At 71.9% G+C, this 26,226-nt stretch carries 21 protein-coding genes, 1 tRNA gene and 1 pseudogene; 10 read left to right on the top strand and 13 right to left on the bottom strand.

The genetic code is table 11. The annotated features are described in order from the left end of the window. From ACWGH4_RS08590 to ACWGH4_RS08600, 3 genes are all read left to right on the top strand, one after another. Positions 1 to 1,800 (top strand): ABC transporter permease (locus tag ACWGH4_RS08590; RefSeq protein WP_453457435.1); only part of this gene is annotated, 1,800 nt, incomplete at its 5' end. A 1-nt stretch (position 1,801) separates the two neighbouring features. Further along, a complete protein-coding gene (locus ACWGH4_RS08595; RefSeq protein ID WP_453457438.1) occupies positions 1,802 to 4,606 on the top strand; it encodes an FtsX-like permease family protein in 2,805 nt (934 codons plus the stop codon). Then, a complete protein-coding gene (locus ACWGH4_RS08600) occupies positions 4,603 to 5,553 on the top strand; it encodes an ATP-binding cassette domain-containing protein (protein ID WP_441263050.1) in 951 nt (316 codons plus the stop codon). The genes ACWGH4_RS08595 and ACWGH4_RS08600 overlap by 4 nt, the downstream gene beginning before the upstream one ends. 51 nt (positions 5,554 to 5,604) lie before the next feature. Here the strand turns inward: ACWGH4_RS08600 and ACWGH4_RS08605 are convergent, their stop codons facing one another. The 7 genes from ACWGH4_RS08605 to ACWGH4_RS08635 form a co-directional block, all read right to left on the bottom strand. Continuing rightward, positions 5,605 to 6,261, bottom strand: a complete 657-nt coding sequence (locus ACWGH4_RS08605) for a hypothetical protein (protein WP_441263175.1) — start codon at positions 6,259 to 6,261, stop codon at positions 5,605 to 5,607. 8 nt (positions 6,262 to 6,269) lie between these two features. Next, a complete protein-coding gene (locus ACWGH4_RS08610; RefSeq protein ID WP_453457442.1) occupies positions 6,270 to 6,701 on the bottom strand; it encodes an acyl-CoA thioesterase in 432 nt (143 codons plus the stop codon). Between the two features lie 8 nt (positions 6,702 to 6,709). Continuing rightward, positions 6,710 to 8,374: an energy-dependent translational throttle protein EttA gene (ettA, locus tag ACWGH4_RS08615; protein WP_453457445.1), complete on the bottom strand. Its 1,665-nt coding sequence runs from the start codon at positions 8,372 to 8,374 to the stop codon at positions 6,710 to 6,712. Between the two features lie 282 nt (positions 8,375 to 8,656). Next, positions 8,657 to 10,078, bottom strand: coding sequence for a Cys-Gln thioester bond-forming surface protein (locus ACWGH4_RS08620; protein WP_453457448.1), 1,422 nt, complete (start codon positions 10,076 to 10,078; stop codon positions 8,657 to 8,659). A gap of 267 nt (positions 10,079 to 10,345) precedes the next feature. After that, entirely contained in the window at positions 10,346 to 10,846 is a 501-nt protein-coding gene (locus ACWGH4_RS08625; RefSeq protein ID WP_453457451.1) for a single-stranded DNA-binding protein, read from the bottom strand. Between the two features lie 120 nt (positions 10,847 to 10,966). Continuing rightward, entirely contained in the window at positions 10,967 to 12,817 is a 1,851-nt protein-coding gene (locus tag ACWGH4_RS08630) for a GTPase (protein WP_453457454.1), read from the bottom strand. Positions 12,818 to 12,823: 6 nt separating this feature from the next. Then, entirely contained in the window at positions 12,824 to 14,482 is a 1,659-nt protein-coding gene (locus tag ACWGH4_RS08635; protein WP_453457457.1) for a dynamin family protein, read from the bottom strand. A 315-nt stretch (positions 14,483 to 14,797) separates the two neighbouring features. On the opposite strand from ACWGH4_RS08635, the gene ACWGH4_RS08640 reads away from it, so the two are divergent. After that, positions 14,798 to 14,870: transfer RNA gene (locus tag ACWGH4_RS08640), tRNA-Arg, on the top strand. A 364-nt stretch (positions 14,871 to 15,234) separates the two neighbouring features. Further along, positions 15,235 to 15,711, top strand: a complete 477-nt coding sequence (locus tag ACWGH4_RS08645; protein WP_453457461.1) for a hypothetical protein — start codon at positions 15,235 to 15,237, stop codon at positions 15,709 to 15,711. A gap of 68 nt (positions 15,712 to 15,779) precedes the next feature. Here ACWGH4_RS08645 and ACWGH4_RS08650 read toward each other — a convergent pair whose 3' ends face one another. Together ACWGH4_RS08650 and ACWGH4_RS08655 are read right to left on the bottom strand one after the other, a co-directional pair. Then, complete coding sequence (locus ACWGH4_RS08650) at positions 15,780 to 16,307, bottom strand: DUF6584 family protein (protein ID WP_453457464.1); 528 nt, start codon at positions 16,305 to 16,307, stop codon at positions 15,780 to 15,782. Between the two features lie 97 nt (positions 16,308 to 16,404). Next, entirely contained in the window at positions 16,405 to 17,061 is a 657-nt protein-coding gene (locus ACWGH4_RS08655; RefSeq protein WP_453457467.1) for a DUF6308 family protein, read from the bottom strand. 199 nt (positions 17,062 to 17,260) lie between these two features. Between ACWGH4_RS08655 and ACWGH4_RS08660 the strand changes: the two genes are divergently transcribed. The 4 genes from ACWGH4_RS08660 to ACWGH4_RS08675 all read left to right on the top strand — a co-directional run bounded on the left by ACWGH4_RS08660 (position 17,261) and on the right by ACWGH4_RS08675 (position 21,543). Next, complete coding sequence (locus ACWGH4_RS08660; RefSeq protein ID WP_453457470.1) at positions 17,261 to 17,554, top strand: Imm32 family immunity protein; 294 nt, start codon at positions 17,261 to 17,263, stop codon at positions 17,552 to 17,554. 258 nt (positions 17,555 to 17,812) lie between these two features. Continuing rightward, positions 17,813 to 18,592 carry an ankyrin repeat domain-containing protein gene (locus ACWGH4_RS08665; RefSeq protein WP_453457474.1) on the top strand — a complete coding sequence of 260 codons (780 nt, stop codon included), beginning with the start codon at positions 17,813 to 17,815 and terminating at the stop codon, positions 18,590 to 18,592. 79 nt (positions 18,593 to 18,671) lie between these two features. Continuing rightward, positions 18,672 to 20,624 carry a TerD family protein gene (locus ACWGH4_RS08670; RefSeq protein WP_453457477.1) on the top strand — a complete coding sequence of 651 codons (1,953 nt, stop codon included), beginning with the start codon at positions 18,672 to 18,674 and terminating at the stop codon, positions 20,622 to 20,624. A 217-nt stretch (positions 20,625 to 20,841) separates the two neighbouring features. Beyond that, positions 20,842 to 21,543 carry a DUF4142 domain-containing protein gene (locus tag ACWGH4_RS08675; RefSeq protein WP_453457481.1) on the top strand — a complete coding sequence of 234 codons (702 nt, stop codon included), beginning with the start codon at positions 20,842 to 20,844 and terminating at the stop codon, positions 21,541 to 21,543. Between the two features lie 219 nt (positions 21,544 to 21,762). On the opposite strand, the gene ACWGH4_RS08680 is transcribed toward ACWGH4_RS08675, so the two are convergent. After that, positions 21,763 to 22,263 carry a MarR family transcriptional regulator gene (locus tag ACWGH4_RS08680; RefSeq protein ID WP_441263177.1) on the bottom strand — a complete coding sequence of 167 codons (501 nt, stop codon included), beginning with the start codon at positions 22,261 to 22,263 and terminating at the stop codon, positions 21,763 to 21,765. 159 nt (positions 22,264 to 22,422) lie between these two features. Then, entirely contained in the window at positions 22,423 to 23,427 is a 1,005-nt protein-coding gene (locus ACWGH4_RS08685) for a PP2C family protein-serine/threonine phosphatase (protein WP_453457487.1), read from the bottom strand. 307 nt (positions 23,428 to 23,734) lie between these two features. Here ACWGH4_RS08685 and ACWGH4_RS08690 point away from each other — a divergent pair, with 307 nt between their 5' ends. Next, the gene (locus tag ACWGH4_RS08690) at positions 23,735 to 24,235 is read left to right on the top strand and encodes a nitroreductase family deazaflavin-dependent oxidoreductase (protein WP_441263080.1); all 501 of its coding nucleotides are present in this window, start codon (positions 23,735 to 23,737) and stop codon (positions 24,233 to 24,235) included. A gap of 67 nt (positions 24,236 to 24,302) precedes the next feature. Here ACWGH4_RS08690 and ACWGH4_RS08695 read toward each other — a convergent pair whose 3' ends face one another. Next, entirely contained in the window at positions 24,303 to 24,770 is a 468-nt protein-coding gene (locus ACWGH4_RS08695; protein WP_441263081.1) for an anthrone oxygenase family protein, read from the bottom strand. Between the two features lie 211 nt (positions 24,771 to 24,981). Continuing rightward, positions 24,982 to 26,100, bottom strand: a pseudogene (locus ACWGH4_RS08700) (YfbK domain-containing protein); the annotation flags it as partial. Positions 26,101 to 26,226 lie beyond the last annotated feature (126 nt).

Here is a 26,226-nt window from a genome sequence, read left to right on the forward strand (position 1 = left end):
CCGTTGCGCGGCGCCGGACCGGTGCTGCTGCTGGTGCTCGCGGTGGCGATGGGCATGCTGGCGATCGGGCAGAGCGCCTCCTGGGACCGGTCGCAGAGCGACCAGGCCGACTACAGGGCAGGCGCGTCGGTGCGGGTGACGGACAGCGGGGCGGGCCGGCCGGGCGACATCGGCCTGTACGGGTCCCTCCCGGGCGTGCGCGAAGCCGCTCCCGCCCACCGCGCTCCTCTTGGGCTCTCCGGAGACCGGACCGCGACCGTGCTCGCGATCGACACCGCCCGCGCCGACGAACAGCTCCTGCTGCGGGACGATCTCGCGGACGAGCCGCCCGGCTCGCTGCTCGGAACGGCCACCGCCGCGAAGCGGGCCCGCCCCGGCGTGCTGCTGCCCGACGACGCCCGCCGTCTCACCCTCGACCTGCGGATCACCGAGGAGAAGGCCCGCGCAGGTGCGTCCCCCTCCGGGCTCGCGCCACAGGTCACCGTCATCGTCGAGGACCGCTACGGCCTGTCCTACCGCATGTCCGCCGGCAAGGTGGCGGCCGACGGCCGCGTCCATCCGGTGGCCGTCGACCTCGACGAGTCCTCCTCCGGAGGACGCACCGCCCCCGCGGGTCCGCTGGCCCTGACCGGGCTGCGGCTCGACGGCGCGATCCCGGACGGCCCCGCCACGGCGCACCGCCTGAGCGTCGAACGGCTGAGCACCACGGACGCCGACGGGACCTCGAACACGGTCACGGCAGGTCAGGACTCGCGCTGGGAGGGCAGCTACACCGAGATCCAGGCCGGTGAGCCCGGGAAGCCGCGGCCGCTCCGCCCCGCCGCCTCCGGTTCCCGTCCGTTGGACCTCGGCTACGGCATCGGACCGGACCCGGGGGCCGTGGACTCGTGGGGGCAACCCGTCACCTCGGAGTTCAGCGTCCTCGTCACCGCCGCGCGGCCGGCCCGGCCCGGGCAGATCGCCGCCGTCGCCACGGACGAGTTCCTGCGCGCGGCCGGAGCGAAGCGCGGCGACGTCATCGATGTGATGCTGTCGGGCGAGTCGCTGCGGGTGCGGATCGCCGGGACGGCGCGGGCCCTGCCGACGACCGGACCGGGCGCCGACGCCGCGACCGTTGCCGCGGACGGTGAAGGAGCGGCCGCCGGCCCGCAGAACGCCGACGGCGGAGCCCTGTTGCTGGACCTGCCCACGGTCAACATCGAGATCGCCGCCCGGGGAGGTTCGTCGCTCACGCCCACCGAATGGTGGCTGAGCACCGAGCCGGGCAGGGCAGGCGAGGTCGCGAAGGCTCTGCGCGACCGCCCCGCCGCCGACCCCGGCCAGGTGCTGGTGCGAGACGAGGCCGCGGAGGAGCTGCTCGGTGACCCGCTCGGTGCCGGTCCCCGCTCCGCGTTGATGGCGGTGGCACTGGCCGCGGCGGCGCTCGCCGCGGTCGGTTTCGCCGTCAGCGCGGCCGGTTCGCTGCGGGAACGGTCCGCCGAACTCGCCGTACTGCGCGCCCTCGGCGCGCCACGCCGACAGCTCGCCCGGCTGGTCGCGGCCGAGCAGACGGTGCTGATCGGCATCGCCCTGCTGGTGGGCATCGGCCTGGGTGCCGTACTGACCCGGGCCGTCGTGCCGCTGATCGTCCTGACCGGGCAGGCCACCAAACCCGTTCCGCATGTGCTGATCGAACTGCCCGTGGGCCAGGTGGGTCTGCTCCTCGCGGGTGTCGCCGCACTGCCGCTTCTGATCGTCGCCGTGATCGCCCTGCGTCGCGCGGACCCCGCGGTGACTCTGCGCCACAGGGGGGACAACTGACATGAATCCGCGCTCCAGCAAGCCCGAGGGCCACGCCCGGCGCACGGTGGCCCCGTGGGTCAGGACCCGGCTGCGCACGGCTCCCGGGGCGGCCTTCGCGTTCGGTGTGCTCGTGCTGCTCACCGCGTTCCTCGCGGCCGCGTTCCCCCGTGCCGTCGACTCGTACGAGAACCACGGCCTGCGGCACGACCTGAGCGATGCCCAGCCGTCCCGCAGCGTGCTGGAGGTGAGCACCCCGCAGCCGCCGCTCGAACTGCCGGAACCGGCCCGGGAGAAGTCGCTGCTCCCCGCGCGCCTCGCCGACGCCCACCGGGCCGTGACAGGGCTGCTGCCGGAGCCGCTGCGCGTGGACACCGCGCAGTCCGCGTACGGCGTGGAGACCGCCAAGCCCCTGGAGGGCACGGACCCTTGGCTGCCGCGCCCCGAGGGCGCGTCGCCGGAGTTCTCCGTCGTGGCGCAGAGCGGGCTCGAGGCGCACTCCACCGTGCGGGAGGGACGGCTGCCGAAGACGGACGGACGGGTCACGTCCACCACCAAGGAGCTGGAGGCCGCGGTCACCGCGGAGACCGCGAAGACCCTGAAGATCAGGACCGGCTCCGTGCTGCACCTGGGCGACCCCGGGGAGGGGGCGCTGTCCGTACGGATCACCGGCATCGTGGACCCGCGCGATCCGCAGGGCAGTTACTGGTCCGCCGACCCGCGGCTGCGCGCCCCCGGGCTTCTCGTCGCGCCCGGGACCAGCCCACCGGTGACCTACTGGAACGCCTCCCTGCTGATCGCCCCGGACGCCGCCCCGGCGCTGCTCGGCACCCTCGGCGAGCCCGAGCCGTACTGGCGCTTCGCGCCGCTCACCGGCCACCTCACCGCACAGGACGTGCCCGCCCTCACCGACCGGATCGCCTCCCTCGAAGGCGGCCCCGAGCTGCTCGAGATCAAGGGTGCCGTCGACGAGAACGCCATGCTCACCACGGACATGGACGGCATCCTCGCCTCCTACGCCACGATGCGGGACGCCATCACCCCGGTCGTCGCCGTGGCCGCCTTCGGGATCGGCACCGTGGCCGCGGTCGTGGTGGCGATGACGGGCGGGCTGTTCGCGGCGCGGCGCCGGGCCGAACTGGCCCTGCTGCGCTCCCGCGGCGGTTCGTTGCGCGGCATCGGCGGCAGGCTGCTCGGCGAGACCGCCGTCGTCGCCCTGCCCACCGCGGCCGCCGGTCTGCTCCTCGCCGTCCTGGTCGTCGACGACGCGAGACTGCTGCCTGCCGTGATCGGGACGGCTGCCGTGGCGGTCATGGCCTGCGCGGCGCTGCCGGTGCGCGCGGTGGCGCAGCACCGCAGGCCCCGTGTGCCCGGTGAACGCGACGACGTGGTGCTCGCCCGGCCGTCCAGGCGCCGCACGGTCGCCGAGCTCACCCTGCTGGTCCTGGCCTTGGGCGCGGTCGTCGCACTGCGGCGGCGCGGCACCTCCGACGGTGCCGACCATCTCGTCAGCGCCGCGCCCGTGCTGGTCGGCCTGATCGCCGCGCTCGTCCTCGTACGGCTCTATCCGCTGCCGCTGCGCTGGGCGGCGCGTCCCGCCGGCCGGCTGCGCGGCGCGGTCGGGTTCCTGTCACTCGCCCGTACCGGTCGCTCCTCCGCGGCCGGCGCCCTGCCGCTGCTGGCCCTGCTGGTCGCGCTCACGACGGCCGCGTTCGGCGGTTCGGTCCTGGCGGGCGTCGCGGACGCGCGGGACCGGGCGGCGCTGCTGGCGACGGGCGCGGACGCACGCGTCTCGAGCCCCGGCGACGTGGTGCCGCTCCCGAAGGGGGCGGAGCGGGCCGTGCGGGACGTGCCCGGAGTACGGGAGGTGACGGCCGTGCAGATCGAGCACGCGCTGAACCTGCCCGCCCGGAACCAGGCCGAACGGTCGGACCCGCTGGCCGTCTCCCTCGTCGGCGCCGACCCCGGCGCGTACGCGACGCTGGCCCGGCACGCGGGGCTCGGCGCCTTCCCCGTGGATGCGCTCAGGACCTCACCGGCCGCGGGTGACGCCTCCGGGGAGCCCGTGCTGCACGCCGTCGCCTCACCCGGCGTCGCCAAGCAGCTCGGCGAGGGAACACACCGGATCCCCTCGGCAGCCGGCCCCTTCACCGTCAAGGTCGCCGCCGTACGGTCCCGGACCCCCGCCGTGTCGTCCGCGGAGTTCCTCGTCGTCGACGGCTCGCGGCTCACCCACCGTGTGCCGACCGCACTGCTGGCCACCGGCACCGGCATCGACGGCAAGGCACTGCGCGCTGCCGTCCACGGCATGGACGACGACCTCACCGTGCGGCTGCGCGACGAGGCGCGGGCGACCTTCACCGACTCGCCGCTCCAGGCCGGCGCGGAAGGGATCTACGCGGCGGCCATCGCCGCCGGGGCCGGCTACGCCGTGCTGGCCCTGCTGCTCTCGCTCATGCAGGCCGCGCCGGAACGCGCCACCCTGCTGGCCCGGCTGCGCACCATGGGCCTCACCACCCGCCAGGGCCGGCAGCTGCTCGGCCTCGAGGCGCTCCCCCAGGCACTGCTGGCCGCCGTCGGCGGCATCCTCGTCGGCTGGGCCACGATCCGGCTCCTCGCGCCCGGCGTGGACCTGGTGCGCCTCGCCCTGGCGGCCGCGCCCGGCTCCGCGCCCCTGGACAGCGCGTCCCTGCGGGCCGATCCGTGGTCGCTGGCACTGCCCGCGGCCGCCGTGGTGCTGCTGGCGGGGACGGTGGCCGCCGTCCAGGCGTGGTGGGCGGGGCGCCGCGGATCGATCACCGAACTCAGGGCAGGAGACACGCGATGACCGACACCACCCTGGAGCAGCTGGAGGAACGCGCCGCTGCCCACCGCGACCGGCCCTCCTACGGGCACGACGCGCTGATCACCTGCGACCGGCTGGTACGGATCTTCGCCTCCGACGGGGTGGAGGTCCAGGCGTTGCAAGGACTCGACCTGCTGGTCAAGGAGGGCGAGCTGATGGCCCTGGTCGGCGCGTCCGGCAGCGGTAAGTCGACCCTGATGAACATCCTGGCCGGGCTGGACGTGCCGTCCGCCGGCGCGGCCCGGGTCGCCGGGTGCGACCTGCTCTCCATGGACGCCAAGGCGCGGCTGCGCTACCGCCGCGAGGTCGTCGGCTTCGTGTGGCAGCAGACCGCCCGCAACCTGCTGCCGTACCTCACCGCGGCCCAGAACGTGGCCCTGCCCATGCAGTTGCGCGGCGGCAGCCGCGGCAAGAAGCGAAAGGCGGAGCGCGTGCGGGAACTGCTGTCGATGCTCGGCGTCGACGACTGCCGCGACCGGCGCCCCCACCAGATGTCCGGCGGGCAGCAGCAGCGCGCCGCGATCGCCGTCGCCCTCGCCAACTCGCCAGCGGTGCTGCTCGCCGACGAGCCGACCGGCGAACTGGACTCGGCGACCGGTGAGCAGGTCTTCGCGGCGTTCCGCCGGGCCAACGAGGAGCTGGGCACGACGATCGTGATCGTCACGCACGACCAGGCCGTCGCGGGCGAGGTCCGCCGCACCGTCGCCATCCGCGACGGCCGCACGTCGTCCGAGGTGCTGCGGCGCACCGAGATCGACGCGGAGGGGCAGGAGTCGGTGGTGGCACGCGAGTACGCGATGCTGGACCGGGCCGGACGCCTTCAGCTGCCGGCCGACTACACGGCGGCGCTCGGCATGGAGCACCGCGTGATGCTGGAGCTCGAACAGGACCACATCGGGATCTGGCCGGACGACGCGGCGGAACGCTGACGCGGCGGGCGGTTCGCGGCCCCTCGGAGTGAGGGGCCGCTGCGCGCGGGGCTAAGCCGGGGTGACCGTCAGGCCGCCCACACCGTTGGTGCGCAGGGCGATCGACCCGAAGGGCGTCCGCAGCCTCAGCCACGCCCCCGCGGACAGGAGCGCCACGGGCATGCCCGGTCGCAGGAACCCGAGCGACTGCGCGGCGTGCACGGCACGCAGGGGAAGGGCTGTCGCGCCGACCGTGCGCGACCAGATCTCGCGGCCGATGCGGTCCCGTTCCGCGCGGGTGCGCCGCTCCTCCGGAAGCGCCTCGTCACGCCGGCGGAACTCGGCCACGGCTGCTGCCACGGCCGCCCGCATCGCGGAGACGTCAGGCAGTCCCGGCAGTTCCCGCCAGCCGCCGCGCGGCGGCAGCACACCCGCCCACGGAGGACCGGTGACCGCCGCGGGCACGGCGAACTCCGCGCCCTCCAGCGACTCCAGCAGCTGCCCCGCGGAGACGGTGACGTCCAGCTCGACGGATTCCGCGAGGCGCGCCGTGCGGATGGCGAGCACCTCGAAGGACGGCGGACGCCCGAACACCGCGAGCGCCCCGCGCCCGGCCTGGAGCCTGACCGCGGCGGCGCGGTCGTAGTGGATCAGCCGGCCGAGGAAGGCGGAGAGGTCCTCCGCCTCCCTCATGTCGGCGAGACGCAGACTCTGCACGGGCACGGACATGGGAACGCTCATGCGGCGAGGGCGGCCTTGTCGAGGTACTTCTCGAGGAAGGACTTCTCCTCCGCGCTGATACGGCGCGGCCGCTGCGACTCCAGGTTGAAGGGCACGACGACCGTCGAGGCCCGCACATAGACCGTCGACGCATCGTCCTCCTCCTTGACCTCGTACGCGATGGTCAGGGAGGCGGCGCTGATCTTCGTCACCCACGACTCGATGATCACCGGCTCGTGCCGGTGGACCAGCGGCCGCACGTAGTCGATCTCGTGCCGTGCGACCACCGAGCCGCCGGAGAAGGAGGGCGAACCGTCCCCCGGCGCCAGCCGGAACATGAAGTCGATCCGCGCCTCTTCCAGATACCGCAGGAAGACCACGTTGTTGACGTGCCCGAAGGCGTCCATGTCCGACCAGCGCAGGGGGCAGCGGTAGATGTGACGGGCCATGCGCCGCATCAGCCCCGGGTGAGCTTCTTGTACGTGGCGCGGTGCGGGCGTGCCGCGTCCGGGCCGAGACGGTCGACCTTGTTCTTCTCGTACGACTCGAAGTTGCCCTCGAACCAGTACCACTTGGAGTCGCCCTCGTAGGCCAGGATGTGCGTGGCGACCCGGTCGAGGAACCAGCGGTCGTGGGAGATGACCACGGCCGCGCCGGGGAACTCGAGCAGAGCGTTCTCGAGGGACGAGAGCGTCTCGACGTCGAGGTCGTTGGTGGGCTCGTCGAGGAGCAGCAGGTTGCCGCCCTCCTTGAGCGTCAGCGCCAGGTTGAGGCGGTTGCGCTCACCACCGGAGAGGACACCGGCCGGCTTCTGCTGGTCCGGGCCCTTGAAGCCGAAGGCGCTCACGTACGCGCGGGACGGCATCTCGACCTGGCCGACGTTGATGTAGTCCAGCTCGTCCGACACGACCGCCCAGAGGGTCTTCTTGGGGTCGATGTTGGCGCGGGTCTGGTCGACGTAGGAGATCTTGACCGTGTCACCGATCTTGATCGTGCCGGAGTCGGGCTGCTCCAGGCCCTGGATCATCTTGAACAGCGTGGTCTTGCCGGCGCCGTTCGGACCGATGATGCCGACGATGCCGTTGCGCGGCAGCGTGAAGGACAGGTCGTCGACGAGGACCTTGTCACCGAAGGACTTCGAGAGGTTCTCGACCTCGACGACGACGGAGCCCAGGCGCGGGCCCGGCGGGATCTGGATCTCCTCGAAGTCCAGCTTCCGCATCTTGTCCGCCTCGGCGGCCATCTCCTCGTAGCGGGCGAGACGGGCCTTGGACTTGCTCTGCCGGCCCTTGGCGTTGGACCGGACCCACTCGAGCTCTTCCTTCAGCCGCTTGGCGCGCTTCTCGTCCTTGCGGCCCTCGACCTTGAGGCGGGCGGCCTTCTTGTCGAGGTACGTGGAGTAGTTGCCCTCGTAGGGCAGCGCACGGCCGCGGTCGAGCTCGAGGATCCACTCGGCGACGTTGTTCAGGAAGTACCGGTCGTGAGTGACGGCGACGACGGCGCCCGCGTACTTCGACAGGTGCTGCTCGAGCCAGTTCACCGACTCGGCGTCGAGGTGGTTGGTGGGCTCGTCGAGGAGCAGCAGGTCCGGGGCCTCGATCAGCAGCTTGCACAGCGCGACGCGGCGCTTCTCACCACCGGAGAGGTTGACGACGGGCCAGTCGCCGGGCGGGCAGCCCAGGGCGTCCATGGCCTGCTCCAGCTGGGCGTCCAGGTCCCACGCGTTCGCGTGGTCCAGGTCCTCCTGGAGCTTGCCCATCTCCTCCATGAGCGCGTCCGTGTAGTCGGTCGCCATGAGCTCGGCGACCTCGTTGAAGCGCTTGAGCTTGCCCATGATCTCCGCGGCGCCGTCCTGGACGTTCTCCAGGACCGACTTCGACTCGTCCAGCTTCGGCTCCTGCATGAGGATGCCGACGCTGTAGCCGGGGGAGAGGAAGGCGTCGCCGTTGGAGGGCTGCTCCAGCCCGGCCATGATCTTCAGCACCGTGGACTTACCGGCGCCGTTGGGGCCGACCACACCGATCTTCGCACCGGGCAGGAAGCTCAGCGTCACGTCATCGAGGATGACCTTGTCGCCGTGCGCCTTGCGCGTCTTGCGCATCGTGTAGATGTACTCAGCCAAGAGAAACCGTCCGGCAGGAAGTGGGTGGGCAGATACACCCATCTTGCCGTACGGCGCCCCCCGGACGGAAACCGCGTCCTTACGCCCGCGTGTGCCCGGGGCGGCCCGGCGCCCCCACTCCGCCCGCTCGCCCCCGGACCGGACGGCCGACGGCGCGAACCGGACAAGACGGGGCACGCCGAGCGGCCGGAGCGTGAACCGACAGAAGGGGCCCGGCACGTCCCCGTGCCGGGCCCCTTCCTCGATCACCTCATGACGGCGCCGCAGCGCGTGGCGACATGATCACTCTCCGCCGGCCGACTTCTTCTTACGGAGGAAGAAGACCGCGCCGCCGCCGGCCAGCACCAGCACGATCGCGATGCCCGCGATCATCGGCGTGGCACTGGAGCCACCCGTCGCGGCGAGGCCGCCCTCGAGTCCCGCGGAGGTGCCGCCCGCCGACGCGGGGCTGGGCTGGGACGACGGGGTCTCGGTGCCGGGCTGTGCGGGGGCGCTCGCGGTCTTGCAGTCGAGCACGCCCTTGAAGTTCTTCTCGAACCCGCCGGGCCCGGTGATCGTGAAGTCGTAGGCCTGGTCCTCGGCCACCGGCACCGTCACAGTCCGGGACTCCCCGGCCTTGATCGTGTGCTTGAAGCCGGCCAGCGAGAAGGTGAACGGCGCGTCCCCCTTGTTGCCGGCCGTGATGTCCACGCCGCCCTTGGCGCAGTTCTTCTTCGCCGACAGGGAGGGGATCGCCCCCGCCTTCGCCCAGGTCGCCGTGGCCTGCGCCGAGACGGTGGACCGGCTGGAACCGGCCAGGATCTGCGTCTGGCTCTTGGTGGCGCTGGCGAAGGCCCGCCCGACCGGCACCGACATGCTGGCCTGGACGCTCAGCGTGGCCGTCCCGTCCGCGGCGTCCTCGGGGACGTCGAAGTACAGCTTGTTGCCGTCGACCGCGGAGGTCACGGGCTTACCGGCCTCGTCGGTGATCTTGATTCCGCTGGAAGCCGCGTCGGCGGGGGGCGCCACGGCGACCTGGCCCGCGTCGGTGCGCACGGTCACCGGGCCGAGCCGGCTGCCGGGCTTGCCGGAGACCGCGTTCGGCTCGAGGCTCAGCGAGGCCTTGGGCTCCTTGACGTCCGCCGCGGACTTCTGGAGCCAGTCGGCGAGCTTCTCCGCCTGCGGGTCGGCCGCCGTGACGTCCGCGCCGTCCGAGAACCTCCAGATGGCGACCTGGGTGCCGGCTGCGGCGGTCCTGTCCGTCAGCTGCCCGTCGAGCCCGGCGCTCTCTGCCAGTGCCGCCAGATCGTTGACCTGGGGGAACGAGTGCTGCAGGATCCAGCGGATCTTGCCGGCGTTCTTGTTGGCGCCCAGCGACGTCTGGTTCCAGGGGGTCTCCAGATACTTGGCCTGGTCCTGGGTCGGGTTGTGGATGTCGATGCAGTACGTCTGCAGCTGGCCGCCGCCGTCGACCGTCATCTCGAAGAGACCCGCGAGGATCTCCTGGTCCTTGCCGTTGGTGTGCAGCACCGCCTGGTCGTACGTCTGCAGCCCGTCGAGCGTGGCGACCGCACCGCCCTGATGCTGGACGGCGTCGTCGGCGACTGCCGTGCCGGCGCCGGCGACGGATCCGGCGGCCATCAGGCCGGACACCACCGCCGCGGCGGCAAGACGGCGAGCGGCGCGCCGCCTGCGTACGGCAGACGTAGAGAACACAGCAAACACAGCAGAATTCCCCTCCGGGCGAGACCTTTTCGCGTGCGACGCGTGAGAAGCGTGCGACGCGTGGGGGGAGTGTCTCGCCAGCAGACTCAAGTGCCCCGTGAGTACCCGGGAATCCTATGGACGGCGCGCAGCGCGATGCCCGGTCATGCCGTCAGATAACCATTCCGACTCGAAATCGTTACCACCGTCGGCGAGTTCACCCCCTGATCGCCCTGTTCCGCCCGCCCGCACTCCCGGAGCGGTGGAACCGTTTTGCCTCAACTCCCGTCAGGAGACGGCGACAACGGGCGCTCCGCGCGCCACGGCCTCGCCCGCGCCGGTCCGCTGCTGCACCGCCCCCACGGCCTCCGTGCCCGCCCTCGACGGCGCCGTCCCCACGGCCGCCGCGGATCTCTCGTCAGCGTCCCGGCTCTTCACCACCCGTCGGAACGCCGATGTCCCGCGGGTCAGGTCGTGCCCCACCGCCAGCGCGTCGATGTCCACGAACGTCCGCCGTCTGCCGTCCGTCTCCTCCTCACGCACCTTCAGCCGGCCGTGCACCAGAAGCGGTTCGCCGACCGAAACGGAACCGGCCAGATTCTGTGCGAGCGAACGCCAGGCGAAGACGGTGTAGAAGCTTGTCGGCCCGTCCGTCCAGTTACCGCCCCGGCGATCCCAGCGCCGCGAAGGAACGGCGAAACGGAATCGCGCCATCCCGCCCGTGGCCGTTTCCCGGTACTCCACATTCGTGGCCACATTCCCCACCACCGTCACCATGGTGTCGTTCATGACGGTCACCTCCCCGTCCGGTTGCATTTGCCCGGTCGCTGTGGACCGGTCTCCATGCTGGACCGGACGGAAAGATCGCGCCGACGCCTGTGGACGGACGCCCCGCTGTGGACAACTCCGTCACCCGATCCGGGAACGCACCCGCACCTGCAGCGCTCCTGGTCCGGGTGACGCGGGCCTCGCCGATCCCGACACCGTCGCGTACTGCTCCCGCACCTCCCGGTACCGCATCAGCTCCGCCGCCACCGGATCGAGCACCTTCGCGCGCCCGCAGGCGGCCGCCGCCTCCTGTAGGCGACGCCGGGCATCCTGCCCGTACCTCCGCGCGGGGCCCTTCGTCGCGGCCGCGCACGCCCACTCGACCAGCGGCCCGCCCACGATGCCGGCGAGCATCACCAGCACCGGCGGCACGAGCCCCGGCTCCAGTACGCCCACGATCTGGCCCACCAGCCACAGCCCGCCGTAGATCTGCAGCAGCGTCATCGACGCCTGCGCGAGCACCGCGGCCGGCCACCACGCAGGGCGCAGGGGCCGCCCCTTGGTCTCCGCCGCCTCACGCGCGGCCAGTTCGTCCAGCGCCTCCGGAAGCCCCTGCGCGCCCCGCACGGCCGCTTCGCGCACCGCCTGGCCCCACGGGGCGGGCAGGCCGTGCGCGGCCTCGTCGGCGACCGTGCGGACCGCCTGCTCGACCCGCTGCCGTGCGGTGGGCTCCTCCTCCACGGGAACCTGCGGCTCGGCGTTCGCCGCCCCGGGCATGCGCTTGCGTTCGTACCAGCGCCACAGCCGCAGCCACGGCGTCCCGCACGCGCGTCCCGCGTTCCTGCGCCATTCGCGCTCGGCGGCCTCTCCCGCCGCGGTCGCGCCGATCGCCTCCGCGAGCCGTGCCGAGAAGTCCTCACGGGCCCGCTCGTCCAGACCGGTCCTGCCGTCGGCGACGTACACCGGCCGCAGCTTCGCCGCCGCCGCGTCGACATCGGCCGACAGTCTGCGCGCCGCCGCGCTGCGCTCCTGAACGAACGCGCCGACCATCTCACGCAGTTCGCCCACCCCCTCCCCCGTCAGCGCGGACAGCGCGAGGACGGTCGCGCCGGGTTCACCGTGCTCCCCCACCGCCATGCCGTCCTCGTCGAGCAGCCGGCGCAGATCGTCCAGGACCTGGTCGGCGGCCTCGCCGGGCAGCCGGTCGATCTGGTTGAGCACGACGAAAGTGATCTCGGCGTGACCGGCCAGTGGCCGCAGATAGCGCTCGTGCAGCGCCGCGTCGGCGTACTTCTCCGGGTCGACGACCCAGATCACCGCGTCGACCAGCGCCAGGATCCGGTCCACCTGCTCCCGGTGCCGTACGACGGCCGAGTCGTGGTCGGGCAGGTCCACCAGCACCAGCCCTTGCAGCGTCTCGTCGCCGTCACCGCCCGCGAGGGGCTTGCGCCGCAGCCTCCCGGGGATGGCGAGCCGGTCGAGGAGCCCGGCCGCCCCCTCCGACCAGGTGCACGCGATGGGCGCGGACGTGGTCGGCCTGCGCAGCCCGGTCTCCGCGATGCGCACCCCGGCGAGCGCGTTGAACAGCGTGGACTTGCCGCTTCCCGTCGCGCCGGCGATGGCCACGACGGTGTGGCGCGAGGACAGCCGCTGGCGCGCGGCGGCCTCGTCGAGGACCCGGCCGGCCTCCGCGAGGGTCCTGCCGTCCAGCCGGGTCTGGGACAGGCCGAGCAGCTCGCGCAGGGCGTTGAGCCGGTTCCGCAGGGGGCCGCCGTACGTTCCTCCGACGGGCAGCTGCTCGTCGCCGATGTGGTCCCCTTCGCCCTCGCCTCTCACGTCTCCCTTGCCGTCCCCGTGTCCCGCGCCGTCGTCGTGAACCGTGCCGTCGTCGTGAACCGTGCCGTCCTCGTTCCGCTGACCGACCCGGCGGGCGATCAGTCCGTCGTCCCAGCGGCCGCCGGTCTCGTTCTCGTCGTCGGTGATGGCGGTCACCCGCGGTCACCTCTCCTTCTGCAGTAGGGACAGCGCGGCGATCAGCTCGGCCTGGGGCTCCGGGCTCACCTCGAGCGCGTCGAGGGGCGCCAGCCGCCGCTCCCGCTCGCTGTTCAGTACGTCGTCGATGTACGTCGTCGCCAGTTCGGCGCCCTTGTCGCGCAGCCGCAGCGCGCTCTGCGCACCGATCCGCTCGGCGAGCCGCTCACCCGCGCTGCGCGCCCGCCGCCCGCCGAGCAGCGAGGTCGCCAGCAGCGCGGCCACCGTCTCGGGGTCGGGTGCGGCATTGCGTTCCATCCCCCGCACCTCTTCCTCGGCGAGCTCCTCCAGGACCCGCCGCCAGCGCCGCACGGCCATCCCGATCCGCTCCCCCGCCTCCAGGTCGCGCCGGCCGCTGCGGGCGACCCCGGCGGACGCGGGCTCCCGCCGCCAGGCGTTCTCGACCTGCTCGTCGGCGGCGGCGACGGCGCACTGCAGCAGCGCGGACAAGCTGGCGACGAGGGAGTCGAGCAGCTCGGCGGCCGAGCTGTCGCGGGGATAGCCGCGCCAGCGTGTACGCGCGTCGCCGGCCAGTACGGCGCCCGCCCGCAGTTGCCTGCGCACCCGGTCGCGCTCCGCCTCGTACGCCTCCTCGACCGCGCTCGTCAGCCGCACGGCCGCCGCGTACTGTGCCGCGACCGCACTCGCCAGCTCCGGCATCCGCATGTTGAGCGAATCGATCACGCCCCCTGCCGTACGGCTGATGGCCTGCTGGCGGGCCGCCGGGTCCTGCGCCCTGTGGGCGAGCCAGGAGAACAGGCCGGAGACGGCCGTGGTGGGCAGCAGCCCGTTCGCGCCACCGGCCGACTCGGGCAGCTCCGGGATCGTGAACCGGGGCACGTCGCCGAGCCCCGCCTTGGTCATCAGCGCCGCGTACTGGCGCGACACCTCCTCGACGACCTGGTGCGGTACCCGGTCGAGCACGGTCACCAGCGTGGCGTTGTACTCCTTCGCCGTGCGCAGCAGGTGCCACGGGACGGCGTCGGCGTAACGCGAGGCGGTCGTCACCATCACCCACACATCGGCTGCGCAGAGCAACTCCCCGGCCAGCAGCCGGTTCTCCACGACCAGCGAGTCGATGTCGGGAGCGTCGAGCAGCGCCAGGCCGCGCGGGAGCAGGGAGGCCGTCTCGATCCGCAGCGCCTTCTCTTCCACGGTCCGCCCGCCGCCGGCCCGCCCGCCGACGTTGCGGCCCCCGGCGGTACGGCCCCCGGCCCTGGCCGACAGCAGGTGCTCCTCCTCGGCGTCCTCCTGCGGGGGCATCCAGACCCGGGTGAGCCGCGGCAGCACCCTCATCCCGGCGTACCAATGGTGGTCATCGGGGTGGCACACCAGCACGGGCGTCCGGGTCGTCGGCCGCAGCACCCCCGCCTCACTGACCCGTCGCCCCACAAGGGAGTTGACGAGCGTGGACTTCCCGGCACCGGTGGACCCGCCGATGACGGCGAGCAAGGGTGCTTCGGGATCTTTGAGACGGGGCACCAGATAGTCATCGAGCTGGTCGAGCAGCTCGGCCCGCGTCTGCCGGGCCCGGGGCGCGCCCGCGAGAGGGAGTGGAAGACGCACGGCGGCGACACGGTCGCGCAGGGCGGAAAGTGCGTCGATCAGCTGAGGCCGTGCATCCAAGGTCACCACATGCGAAGAATGCCCAATTTTGGTGACTTTTTGAAGCGTATGACGATCTCTGCGCGCCGATCAGACAGATGGGACACACGGGACGAGTGGGACGCAGGCATAACGAGTGCACAACACCCGGCACGTGAGACGTCAAAAGCGATGCACGAATCGCACCTGCCTGCGATTATCGGTTCGCTTCACCGAACCTCCACATCGTGCCACGCAGGCGAAGCAACCGGGTCAAGGCGATCGGAGCCCTATCCTTGTGCCCGGCAAGGTCACGGACCACCCGAGGGGGGCTCCAGGCCACCGAGGCCACCACCGGCCCCCGTAGCTCAGTGGATAGAGCAGGCGCCTTCTAAGCGCTTGGCCGCAGGTTCGAGTCCTGCCGGGGGCGCACATCGCGCACCACCTCGAGGCCCTCCCGCCGGGAGGGCCTTTTCGCTGGTCAGGGGCACATTAGCGGGTGTCGCGTAGTGGACAAGTAAGCGCCGCACCGGCCTCTGGTGATCGGGAGGGGATCCAGCGTCCTCCGGCTGCCACCGGGTTTCTGCAGGTGGCCGTGTCGAATACGTGTCGAAGCTTCGCGGGCAGCTCAGCGATCTTGGTAGAGACCGGGAAAACGTCCCCACCCCCGGCTGCGGCCGTGTGGAACACCAGCTCGCTCTGCTTGCCCACCGACGGCAGCGGAGCGTGCGTGTTTCACTGCGTACCAGCCCCGACGGCCGCTCCTGGCCCCGAGCCCCGGACAGGTGTGAATCATGACGGCGTCTATCGCGCTCAGGTTCGAGCGGGTGTCCACGAAGGGTGACCACAGAGACCTACGGTTGCATATCGGCAAACACCGACACACCTGCGATTCGTACTACCTCGCTATCGACGAGTCTCCTACCGCGTCGCGACATCTTGGTGCGAGTCTGGCCCGCCTGCTGGAGCAGTGGATGGAGCAGGTCAACGAGTTGCGGGACGCAGGAGGTGTCGCCTATTTGCCCTACGACTTTTCGGATCAGTGCACGGCCTGGCTGCGCGTCTCGTCGGCTGACGGGCGAACCGTTGATGTCCAGGCCGGTTGGAGCCTCGTCGAGGCCTGGGGCATCGAGCCCTCCAACTACCGTGCAACGACATCCGAGATCACGGACTTCGATCCGATCGCGCGGGCCCACATCGAGTGCTCGCTGGACGAACTGTCCAGGTGCCTCGCGACCAACCGGGATGCTCTCGCAGCCACGGGACCGTAGCCCGATGAGAGCTTCTCCAGCCGCCCCCGGCCTTGAGCGGCGCTCCTCAGCTGCCCGGGTGACCTGACTCACTCGAAGAGGGCGACCAATCCATTCACCCAGATCGCGAGGAACGCAAGAACCCCCGCCAGGCAGCCGACCCCCGCCAGCACACCGCCGACCGTCCACGGCTCGGAGGGCGCCTCGTACTTCTCCTCCAGGCCGTCCCGGTAGGAGGCAGGGTCGTCCCAGTCGACGGGGTGCCCCAGTTCCTCGGCGCAGGCGGTCCGCACTGCGACCAGCTGCCCCTCCGCGAAGGAGGTGGCAGCCATCGCCTCGGGGCCGCGCCAGCCGAGGGCCTTCATCCGCCACCCGGGAGACCCGTACCGCGCCTCGAAGGCGGCGGTCTCGTCGGCGTTGCGATCTTCTTCAAGGTACATCCAGCGTCCGGCCTCGGCGGAGTCGCCGTAGAGCCGGTACACCTCGGCCAGACGCCGACGGAGCGTCAGGTCGTACGGGAAGGACGAGACGAGACCGCGCAAACGCTGGCGCGCGACGGGAACCCGGCCTGCGGCCAGGTCTGCATCGACTCGGGCAAGGGTCTCGACCAGGGGCATGAACACATGATCGAGTACCGCACTGATCCACGTCGACCTGGTTTGTCACTGAGCACTCGCTCGCTCTCGACCGCCCATGCCCGTCAGCAGAGCACCGTCACGTGTCGCACCCGCTGGCAGCGTGCTCCCAGATAATGATGTCTGCCGCTCGAAGAAGGCTGAGAGGCCTCTCGTCAGGCGTGCGGATGGGGTCGATGAGGTCTTGGATCCATCCCTTCTGCCCGCGTAGGTCCGCTTGCAGGAGCGGCCACAAGCGGCGGGGAGTGTCCTTGTAGGCACCGGAAATCGGCTTTTCCCCCACGTAGAACCGGTAGATACGGCCATCGAAAATCGGCACAAGGTCAGGTCGCTTGCGGTGGAGGATCTTGGTGACGGCAACGGCCTTGAAATGGGGCAACCCCGTACCGTGGGCTTCACCTGTAGCGACCAGTGCCCGATCCACCAGAGACCAGGGTCCCGTCGACGGATCCAGCGTCACGTCCAGGAAGTCCGCCGTCGCACACGCCTCATTCGCAAGCACCGCTTCCATGGCCTGCAGGACTTCAGCCCCCGGGCCGTCAGGTTGGAACAACGGGGCTACCTGCTTATAGCCGATACGAACGCTCAGCAGAGCCGGCGCCAAGCAGTCCAACGGGTTCAGTCGATCCGGGTCGCCCTGCCAGTCATACGTACGGAAGGCTCGAGGGCCTCGAGGATCTATGTAGGTCTGCAGGTGCTTCTCCGCGCAACCACGCAGTGTTCCGATCGTGCTCACGTAGCCCTCTCCGCGGCCTCAACGATTCGCACGGAAACGCCGCTGCTCTGACCCAAGCAATGCTCAGGCATGCTACGAGCTGTGGACTATGCGTGGACCCAAACTCGCTCATAGCCATCCGTAGGGCAGCGGCCCGGACGACGCCCTGGTAGTCGAACCCCTTCCGGAATCGCGTGCCGTGACCGGCACGATGCACGCCATGAGCATCGAACCCGGCAGCGTCCATGCCGAGAGCATGCAGGTCACGGTGGAGACCGATGGTGTCGCGCAGGTCTTCGAGTGGGAGCACGGTGCGCGCATCCAGGTCCGGAAGCTCGGGCGCGAGGTGGTGATCGAGGCGAACGCTGCCGGGCTCAGGACACTGGCCGGCCACCTGCTCACCCTCGCCGGGACCGGCGTCCCCGATGGGAGTCATCTGCACCTTGAGGACAGCAACGGACTCTCCGAGGGATCCATCGGGTTGGTCCTGGAACGATGTGACGAAGAAGACTGAGGCATGAAGGTCGACGTGAACGCACAGGTCACGCACCACGAGGCGGGTGAGAATCCAAGCGCCTTCTGAGTGCTTGGCCTCAGGCTCGAGCCCTGTCCGGGGGCGCACAACGCGCGCCACCTCGTGGCGCTCCGGACCGGCGGGCCTTTCGTTGCCGGCACGCCCATGGACCGGCGGACGTCGCCAACGCGTAAGCGGCCGCGCCCATGCCCACCCGCAGAGCTTCACCCACCGCCCCGCGTCAGCGACCCTGTTCCCATGCTGACCCTCGATTCGCAGGACCCGCTCGCCGTCGCCGTCACCGGTGCCGTGCGGGGCGGTGATCTCGGGCTGCTCCGGCGGTTGCTCGAGGAGCATCCGGGGCTTGCCCGGGCCCGGATCGTCGAGGCGCGCGAGGGGTGCGGGCCGGGTGGGCGGAGTCTGTTGCATGTCGTCACCGACTGGCCGGGGCACTTCCCGGACGGGCCGCGAACGGTCGCGGCGCTGGTCGCCGCCGGCGCCGATCCCGGGGCGCGGTTCAGCGGCGCACACGCCGAGACGCCGCTGCACTGGGCGGCGTCCTGCAACGACGTCGCCGTCCTGGAGGCGCTCGTCGCGGCCGGGGCCGACATCGAGGCGGACGGGGCCGTCATCGGGGGCGGTACGCCGCTCGCCGACGCCTGCGGGTTCGGGCAGTGGGAGGCCGCGTACCGGCTCGTCGAGCTCGGGGCGCGTACGACGCTCGAGGAGGCGGCCACCCTCGGGCTGCTCGACCGTGTCGAGAGCTACGTCACGGGCCCGGCCGCACCCACGACCGACGGGATCACCCGCGCCTTCTGGGGCGCCTGCCACGGCGGGCAACTGGCCACCGCCCGGTACCTGCTGGCGCGAGGCGCGCACATCGACCACGTGGGCCACGGCGGAATGACGCCCCTCGACATCGCCCGCGCACAGGAAGCACGACAGGCGCAGCAAGACCAACAGACGCAGGGAGCCCGGGACGTCGTCGCCTGGCTGATCGGTCAGGGGGCGCAAGCGGGGTCGGAGATTTCGGACTAGGGCATCCGCACGCTCCGCATAACGGGAGAAATCATCATCCAGGTTGAAGAAATTGTGAAGGTCGGACCATCCTTCCGCCATGACTCTCGCCGCCGCGGATCTCGATCTGTCCAACGTGCCCGCATACGCCCATGATTGGGCGCTCGTCGACGTGGAGACCTCTGGTCTCGTTGCGCGGCGGGACCGGGTGTTGTCCGTCGCGGTGGTGACCGTCGGGCCGGACGGGGAACAGACGGCCGAGTTCTCGACGCTGCTGGATCCGGGATGTGACCCTGGCCCGGTCCACGTCCACGGGCTGACGGCCGAGCGGCTGCGCGGTGCTCCGGCCTTCGAGGAGGTCGCTCAGCGGATCGCGGGCATGCTCGAGGGTCGGGTGCTCGTCGCTCACAACGCGCAGTTCGACTACGACTTCCTCGCCCACGAGTTCGCCCGAGCCGGGGTGTTGCTGCCGGTCGCCAGGCGGCTGTGCACCCTGGCACTGAACCGGCGGGTCGACCCGCCGACGCCGGATCTACGGCTCGGGACACTGGCCGCCCACTACGGCGTGCCTCAACTACAGGCGCACGACGCCCTCGACGACACGCGGGTACTGGCCGGTGTGCTGCGCGCGTCCCTCCAGGAGGCCGCGCGGCTGGACCTGCCGCTGCCGTTCGTCGCCTGTCCGCCCCGGCAGGACGCGCGGTTCACTCCCAGCCCGCCGAAGACCCCCTGCGCCTTCCGTAATCCCGGCCGGATGGCGATGGGCGGACCGCTCGTGCAGGGCATGAAGATCGCTGTCACGGGCGCGACGGAGACGCCCCGCGCCGAGTTGGTGGCCAGGGCCGTGGCCGCCGGGCTCAACGTGATGGGCTCCGTCAGCCGGCACACCGGCGTTCTGGTCACGAACGACCGGTCCTCCGGTTCGGCGAAGGCGCGGCGGGCCGTCGCCGAGGGTGTGCCCGTCATCGACGAGCAGGAGCTCCTGAGGCTGCTCGAGGATGTGCGGCCGGGCACGGCGCACGAGACGTCGGCAGGGGCCGCTCCCGCCCCCGCGACCACCCCTTCCACACCCGCCACACCCGCACCCGCCGCCCCCGCACCCGCCGCCCCCGCACCGGCCACACCCGCGCCCGCCCACCCCGCACCCGCCCCACGTGAGTCCGCCGCCCGCGAGCCCGTGACCACCTCGCCCGTCCCCGCGCCGCGCGAGCCCGCGCCAACCGCGCCCGTCCCCGACGCCCCGGTGGCCGACCCGGCCAGGCCGTTGCGCGGGCGGCGGGTGCTGGTGCTCGGGGGGACGCACCCCGAGGCGGCGTCCGCCCGTGTCCGTGTCGTCGAGCTCGGAGGCGCCGCGGCGATCAACCTGTCCTCCGGTGTCACCGATGTCGTCCTGCTGGCCGGTGCGGAGGCCGACCGCCGGATGCGGCGGATCACGACGCTCCGGATCCCTGCGTACGAGGAAGCCTGGCTGGACGCGCCCGTCGTCGCCCCCGTGCCCGCCTGGAGCGAACGGCGGCAGGGACCGCAGGTGCTGCCGAGGGGTGGCGTCGTCGATCTGCCCGACCGCCGGGCCGGGTCCCTGTGGAGCGTCAGCGCCACCTGGGCGCAGCAGACGACCTGCGAGATCGACCTCGTCGCGTTCCTCGTCGACGAGGACGACCAGGTGTCCTGCGACGAGCACTTCGTCTTCTACGGAGCGCCGGAAAGCCCGGACGGAGCCGTACGGCTGCTGACCGACGGTCCGACGGAGCAGACCGTCACCGCCGATCTCGGCGCGCTGCCGCCGGCGGTCAGGCGGGTCGTCGTCGCGGCGGCGATCGACGGCACGCCGACGTTCGGCGACGTCGGCGCCGTGCAGGTGACCACCGGCCCGGGCGGGAGCGCCGCTCCGCTCGCTCAGGCGGCCCTCGACGCCGCCACAACGGAGCGGACGCTGCTGCTCGCCGAGCTCTACCGCCGCGGACCGCTGTGGCGCTTCCGGGCCGTGGGGCAGGGCTACGACCACGGGCTGGCGGCGCTGGCCCGCGGCTACGGGGTCGAAGTCGCGGACTGACACGGGCGGATCGACAGGGGCGCCATCGAGCGCCCCCTCGACCCGCCATGCACCTCGGACGCCGCCCTCCCGCCACACCCCGCACGGCCCTTACGTACGGCGCGCGTTGAACATCCCGGCTCGCGCGTCCGTACTGAGCTCTGCGTGCCGTGCCAGCCGCCACAACAGCTCCCGAATGTCATTTGCCATTTTCTCAATGCCGAGCCGGGAGGCATCAATGCGTTCGAACCGACGTGCAGCACGCTCCAAGGTTTCCGTGCGGGTCGTCGCCATGGTCACCGCCGCCGTCGCCGCGGCCGCGCTGGTGGTCGTGTCGCTGCAGACGGGCAGCGGGGAGGCGACCGCGGGGACCACCGCGACGGGCGGGTCCGCCCAGCACGGCGCCGGTCACTCGGGGGCCGGATTCTCGGGGGCGACTGCCGCGGAGGCGCAGGGTCCGCAGCAGGTGACCGAAGTCGACCGGACGTTCCTGGTGAAGGTGCGGCAGGCGGGACTCTGGGAGATCCCCGCAGGACGGCTGGCCCAGACCCACGCGTCCAGTGAGGCCGTGAAACGGGCCGGGCTGCATCTCCTCGACGGTCACAGCAAGCTCGACCAGCTCGTGCGGGAGGACGCCAAGATCCTCGGGGTGCAGCTGCCCAACGAGGCCACCGAGGAGCAGCAGGGCTTCGTGACGCAGCTGGAGAACGCCCAGGGCGCCGAGTTCGACCGGCTCTTCGCGAACCTGCTGCGTTCTTCGCACGGCAAGATCTTCGCCACGATCGCCGAGGTCAGGGCCGCCACGCAGAACGACCTGATCCGCCGTCATGCTCGTCAGGCGAACCAGACGGTGCTGGACCACATGGAGGTCCTCGAGGACACCGGGCTCGTCGACGCCGCCACCTTCGCGGAGGTGGAAGCGGCGGTCGCGCCGAAGTGACCGGCGCTCCGCCTCGGCCCGTCCGGCAGACCCGGACGGTGCCAAGACCCGGTCCTGCCAAGGGGAAGTAAAATCCCTTGCATTGTGCAATGCTTCTCGTGGTGGAGGACCCGGCTGCTCGCCGGCCTCTGCCCGGGAGCGGCACTGGCACGGTGACGCAGCTCGACCACCGCACGCCGGCGATGTCGACCGGGTCCTCCCCGCCAGACGTTCGCGGCGTCAGCGGCCGGGGCGAGGCCCCATGTCCGACCAGCCCAGCGGGTACAGCTCGCCGTCCTCTTCGGGCACCGCCGGTTCGCCGCCGGCCTCCGTGAAGGCGGCCAGGGCGCCGATGAGCGCGGCCCGCTGCGACGGGTCGAGCCGTTCGACGATGGCCGCGATCTCCTTACGGCGCTGGGCCGTGACGTCCTCGACGATGCGCCGGCCCTCCGTCGTCAGCCGCAGCACCGTCTCGCGTCGGTTGTCCGGGTTGACCTGCCGGTCGGCCAGACCCGCCGCGATCAGCCGGTCCATCATGCGCATGGCCGTCGACGGGTTCACACCGAGCCGGTCGGCGAGGACGACCAGCTTGGCCGGCCCCTCCAGCGACAGCACGACCAGCAGCCGGAACTGCGGCAACGTCACCCGGTCCTCGACCGCGGCGAGCGAGCGGGCCGAGAGGGCGACGAGCAGCCGGGACGCGGTCAGCACCGCGCGGGTCACGGCGTCGACGTCGTCCATCCCCCGCGAGGAGTACGAGGAGTGCGCTGGTTCGGTCATTTCTTCTTTGTACCGCGCGCCGCCCGGGTGCCGTGCGGCGGCCTCGCATCCAGTGCCCTGGCCGGGTGCCGCCCCTCACCCGGTCGTCGGTCGCCGCGCAGACGTCCCGCCCCGCCGCCGTCACTCCCGGCGGTGGCGGATCAGCAGCATCGCGGCGTCGTCGTGCGGCGGCGCCTGCGCGTACTGCTCCAGGTCCGCGCGGAGTTCCACCAGCGCCGCCTCCGGGTCCTGCGTCCTCAGCAGATGGCCGCGCTCGCCGAGCGGGTAGAACCGGCCGGCCCGGTCGCGGGTCTCCGTGACCCCGTCGGTGTACAGGAACATCTGGTCGCCGGGCGCGAAGTCGGCGGTGAACGGCTCAGGGGCGGACGTCCCATGGAGACCGAGCCCGAGCGGCAGGGCACGTCTGGGCGGCTCCGCGAAGGAGACCGTTCCGTCGCTGTGCACCACCATCGGCGCGGGATGCCCGTAGTTGAGCAGGGTCACCCCCTTGCCCGGCTCCAGTTCCGCGAGCACGGCGGTGACGAACTTCTCCCCGCCCTGAAGCTCCCGTTCGAGGGCACGCTCGAGCCGCTCGCCGACGCCTGCCAGGTCCTCTTCCTCGTGCGCCGCCTCCCGGAAGGCACCGAGGACGACGGCCGCCGTCTCGACCGCCTCGAGCCCCTTGCCCTGCACGTCGCCGACGATGACCCGCACGCCGCCCGGTGACGTGACCACCTCGTAGAGGTCGCCGCCGATACGGGCTTCCGCGACCGCCGAGGTGTAGGAGACGGCCACCCGCAGATGGCCGGCCGTTCGCGGCACGGGCCGCAGCAGCACGCGCTGCGCGACCTCCGCGATGGAACGCACGCTGGCGAGCTCGGCCTCCCGCCGCTGCCGCATCACCGCGGCCACCACACCCGCTCCGGTCACCCCGGCGACCGAGGCCATGGCGGAGTACCAGCGGCGTTCGCCGAGCACCCCGTCGTAGATTCCGAGGCCGAAGCAGAAGCCCAGAGACAGGACCCCGATCAGTGCCGTACGCCGCCATCCGCCGACGAGCCCGGCGAAGGCGGGACCGAGCGAGACGAGGGCCAGAAACCCCACGCTCGACCCGGCTGTCACGTCGACCAGGGCGACTATGCCCATCACCACGAACGGGAGGGCGGACAGCAGTCGGGAGCGCGACGGGATCTGCTCGGCCAAGTCGGACTCCGCGGTTGATCGGCTGGCGGGGAAACGGTCTCCGTCGACGGCACGGCCACGCGGCAGCCGGGCGCGCGGAAGAGCGGCGCGGTCGCCCCCGTCGGCCTCGCCATCCACTTTTAGACTATGCAAAGGTTGCACAGTCGAATCGTCCCGGTCCGCCCCCGTTACCGAATCGAAGCCGCTCCCAGAGAGCTCTCAGCCCCCGGATCGCCGCCAAGCCCCCGCACCGCCCACGAGAGGCAGGAACGTGACGTCTCCGCACCGCGCGCCGCAGCGTCCCCCGCTCCCCACCGGTGTCACACGCTTCGTGGCCAGGCTGCCGGTCCACCTCTACCGGATCGGCCTCGGCCCCCTGTTCGGGCGGCGCCTGCTGTTGCTGATCCACACCGGCCGTACGTCGGGGCTGACCCGCAAGACGGTCGTCGAGGTGGTGGAATCCGACCGGGCCGGCGGATGGTGGACGGTGGCATCGGGCTTCGGACCCCGGGCCCAGTGGTACCGCAACCTCCTCCACACCCCGCAGGCCACCATCCAGGTCGGCCGCCGCTACTACCCGGTGACGGCGCAGCCGGTCACACCGGAGGAGGGCGGCCGGCTCATGGCCCGCTACGCGCCCCGCCATCCGCTCGCCGCCCGGTGGCTCTGCCGGTTCATGGGGTACGAGGTCGACGGCAGCGAGGCCGGCTACCGCCGGGCGGGCGAGTCGATCCCGTTCCTGCGGCTCGAGGCGGCGCCCGGCAGCTTCTGACGGGCGCGCTGCCCCACCCCGGGCCCCGCTGCGTCACAGGTCGCGTCAAGTCACCGCGTCACAAGCCTCAAGGCGTCGCCGCACACACCATGAGCACGAACGCGGCGAGGGCGAACAGGGTGCGCACCAGGTGCAGGGCGTTCCACTTGCCCTCGAAAGCGGCCCGGACCTCGCGGGCGGGCCGCGGCGAGTTCTCGGCCGACGCGAGGGCGTTGTTGAGCGGGACGTTCCCGGCGCTGGTGATGACGTGGCCGACGAACGCGCAGACGAGGGCGGCGATGACCAGCCAGCGGTCGGTGGCGGTGCGGCCGTCGACGGGGACGAAAAGCGCCGCGACGGGGAATCCCAGGCTGCCGAGGAAGGCCAGCATGAACGTGCCGCGTGGCACCTTCTCGTTGATGCGGCGCATGGCGGGCACGAACTGTTCGTCGGACAAGGTCGCGAGCGCGGGCATGATGCCCGTCTGGAAGATCACGAAGAAGCCGGCGTACAGACCGGTGGACACGACGGCAAGGGCGAGGAGAAGGGTGGCCATGCCGTTCATGATGGCCTGACGCGGAGGGCGGCGCGCCGTGTTTTCGGACGGCGTGCGGTGGTTGGAGGCCGGATTCCCCCGGGTCTCCAACCATCCTCGAACCGCTCGCCAACCGTCCGCGAGCGGGGCGCGTCCGACGGCCGGTCAGGTGGCGTGAGCCACGCCCCGACCGCACCGCCCCGCCCGCCCTCGCTCTCCCCCTCGCCGGAGGTCAGTACCGCCCCGACCGCTGCGCCTGCTCGATCGAGTCGGCCAGTTCCTCCACGGCGCTGTCCTCCGTGGACCTCGCGAGCGCCCGGGCCCGGTCCTCCAGCGCGCCGAGGCCCGGTGCGCCCGGCACGGAGCCTCCGCGCAGCGACTCGGCGAAGTACGCGGCGACCGCCGTGATCTGGAGCCGCTTCGACGGTGCGTCCCACAGGGTCCCGTCGATCGCGTCGGTCTCCACCGTGCCGCTCTCCTCGTGCGGCGCCCGGGTCTTGGGGTCGAGCCAGCGCACGGTCGCGGTGGCGACGTGGCCCTGCGCGCCGTCCCGCAGGCGTACCGCGTAGAGCGCGGTCACGGTGTGGCCGGGGCCCACCTCGCCGCCGTCCACCCGGTCGTTGCGGAAGTCGTCGTCCGCGACCTCCCGGTTCTCGTAGCCGATGAGCCGGAACTGCTGGACGGTCTGCGGGTCGAACGCGACCTGCGCCTTGGCGTCCCGCGCGCGCAGTTCGACGTGGCGGGGCAGCTCGTCGACGAAGACCTTGCGTGCCTCCTCGTCGGTGGAGACGTACGTGGTGTGCCCGTCGCCCTTGTCGGCGAGGCGTTCCATGAGGTCGTCGCCGTAGTCACTGCCGACGCCGACGCCGAACAGGGTGATGCCGTGCTCGCGGCGGGCGTCGTCGATCCGCTCGAGGATCGCCTCCGCCTCCGTCTCGCCAGTGTTGGCGAGGGCGTCGGACAGCAGCACCACACGGTTGGTGGCGCCCTTCCGGCGGCCCTCCACGGCCTCGTCGTAGCCGGTCGTGACGCCGGCCTCCACGTTGGTGGAGTCGGTCGGCTCCAGCTCGTCGACGACGGAGCGGATGCGGTCGCGGTTGCCGTCGAGGCGGGTCATGGGCAGCCGGGTCTCCGCCTCGTCGCTGAAGGTGACGACGGCGATGGAGTCGTCGTCACGCAGCTGGTCGGTGAGGGTTCCGAGCGACTTCTTCACGAGGTCGAGCCGGCCGGGCTCCGCCATGGAGCCGGAGATGTCGATCACGAAGGTGAGCGCGGCGGGGGGCCGGTCGGCCTCACGGCCGACGGGCCGGGTGGCGAGCCCCACACGGACCAGGGACCAGTTGCCGTCCTCGTACCCCTCGGAGGCGTGGGTCTGCAGCTTGTGCTATCCCAAGCCGCCGGCGCGGGTGGCGACATCGCGGGCGGCGGACGACTACAGGTGTATCGAGTGCGGGGTTGGCCGGCGCTAGACGTGCCG

This window comes from Streptomyces sp. NPDC054847, assembly GCF_053610925.1.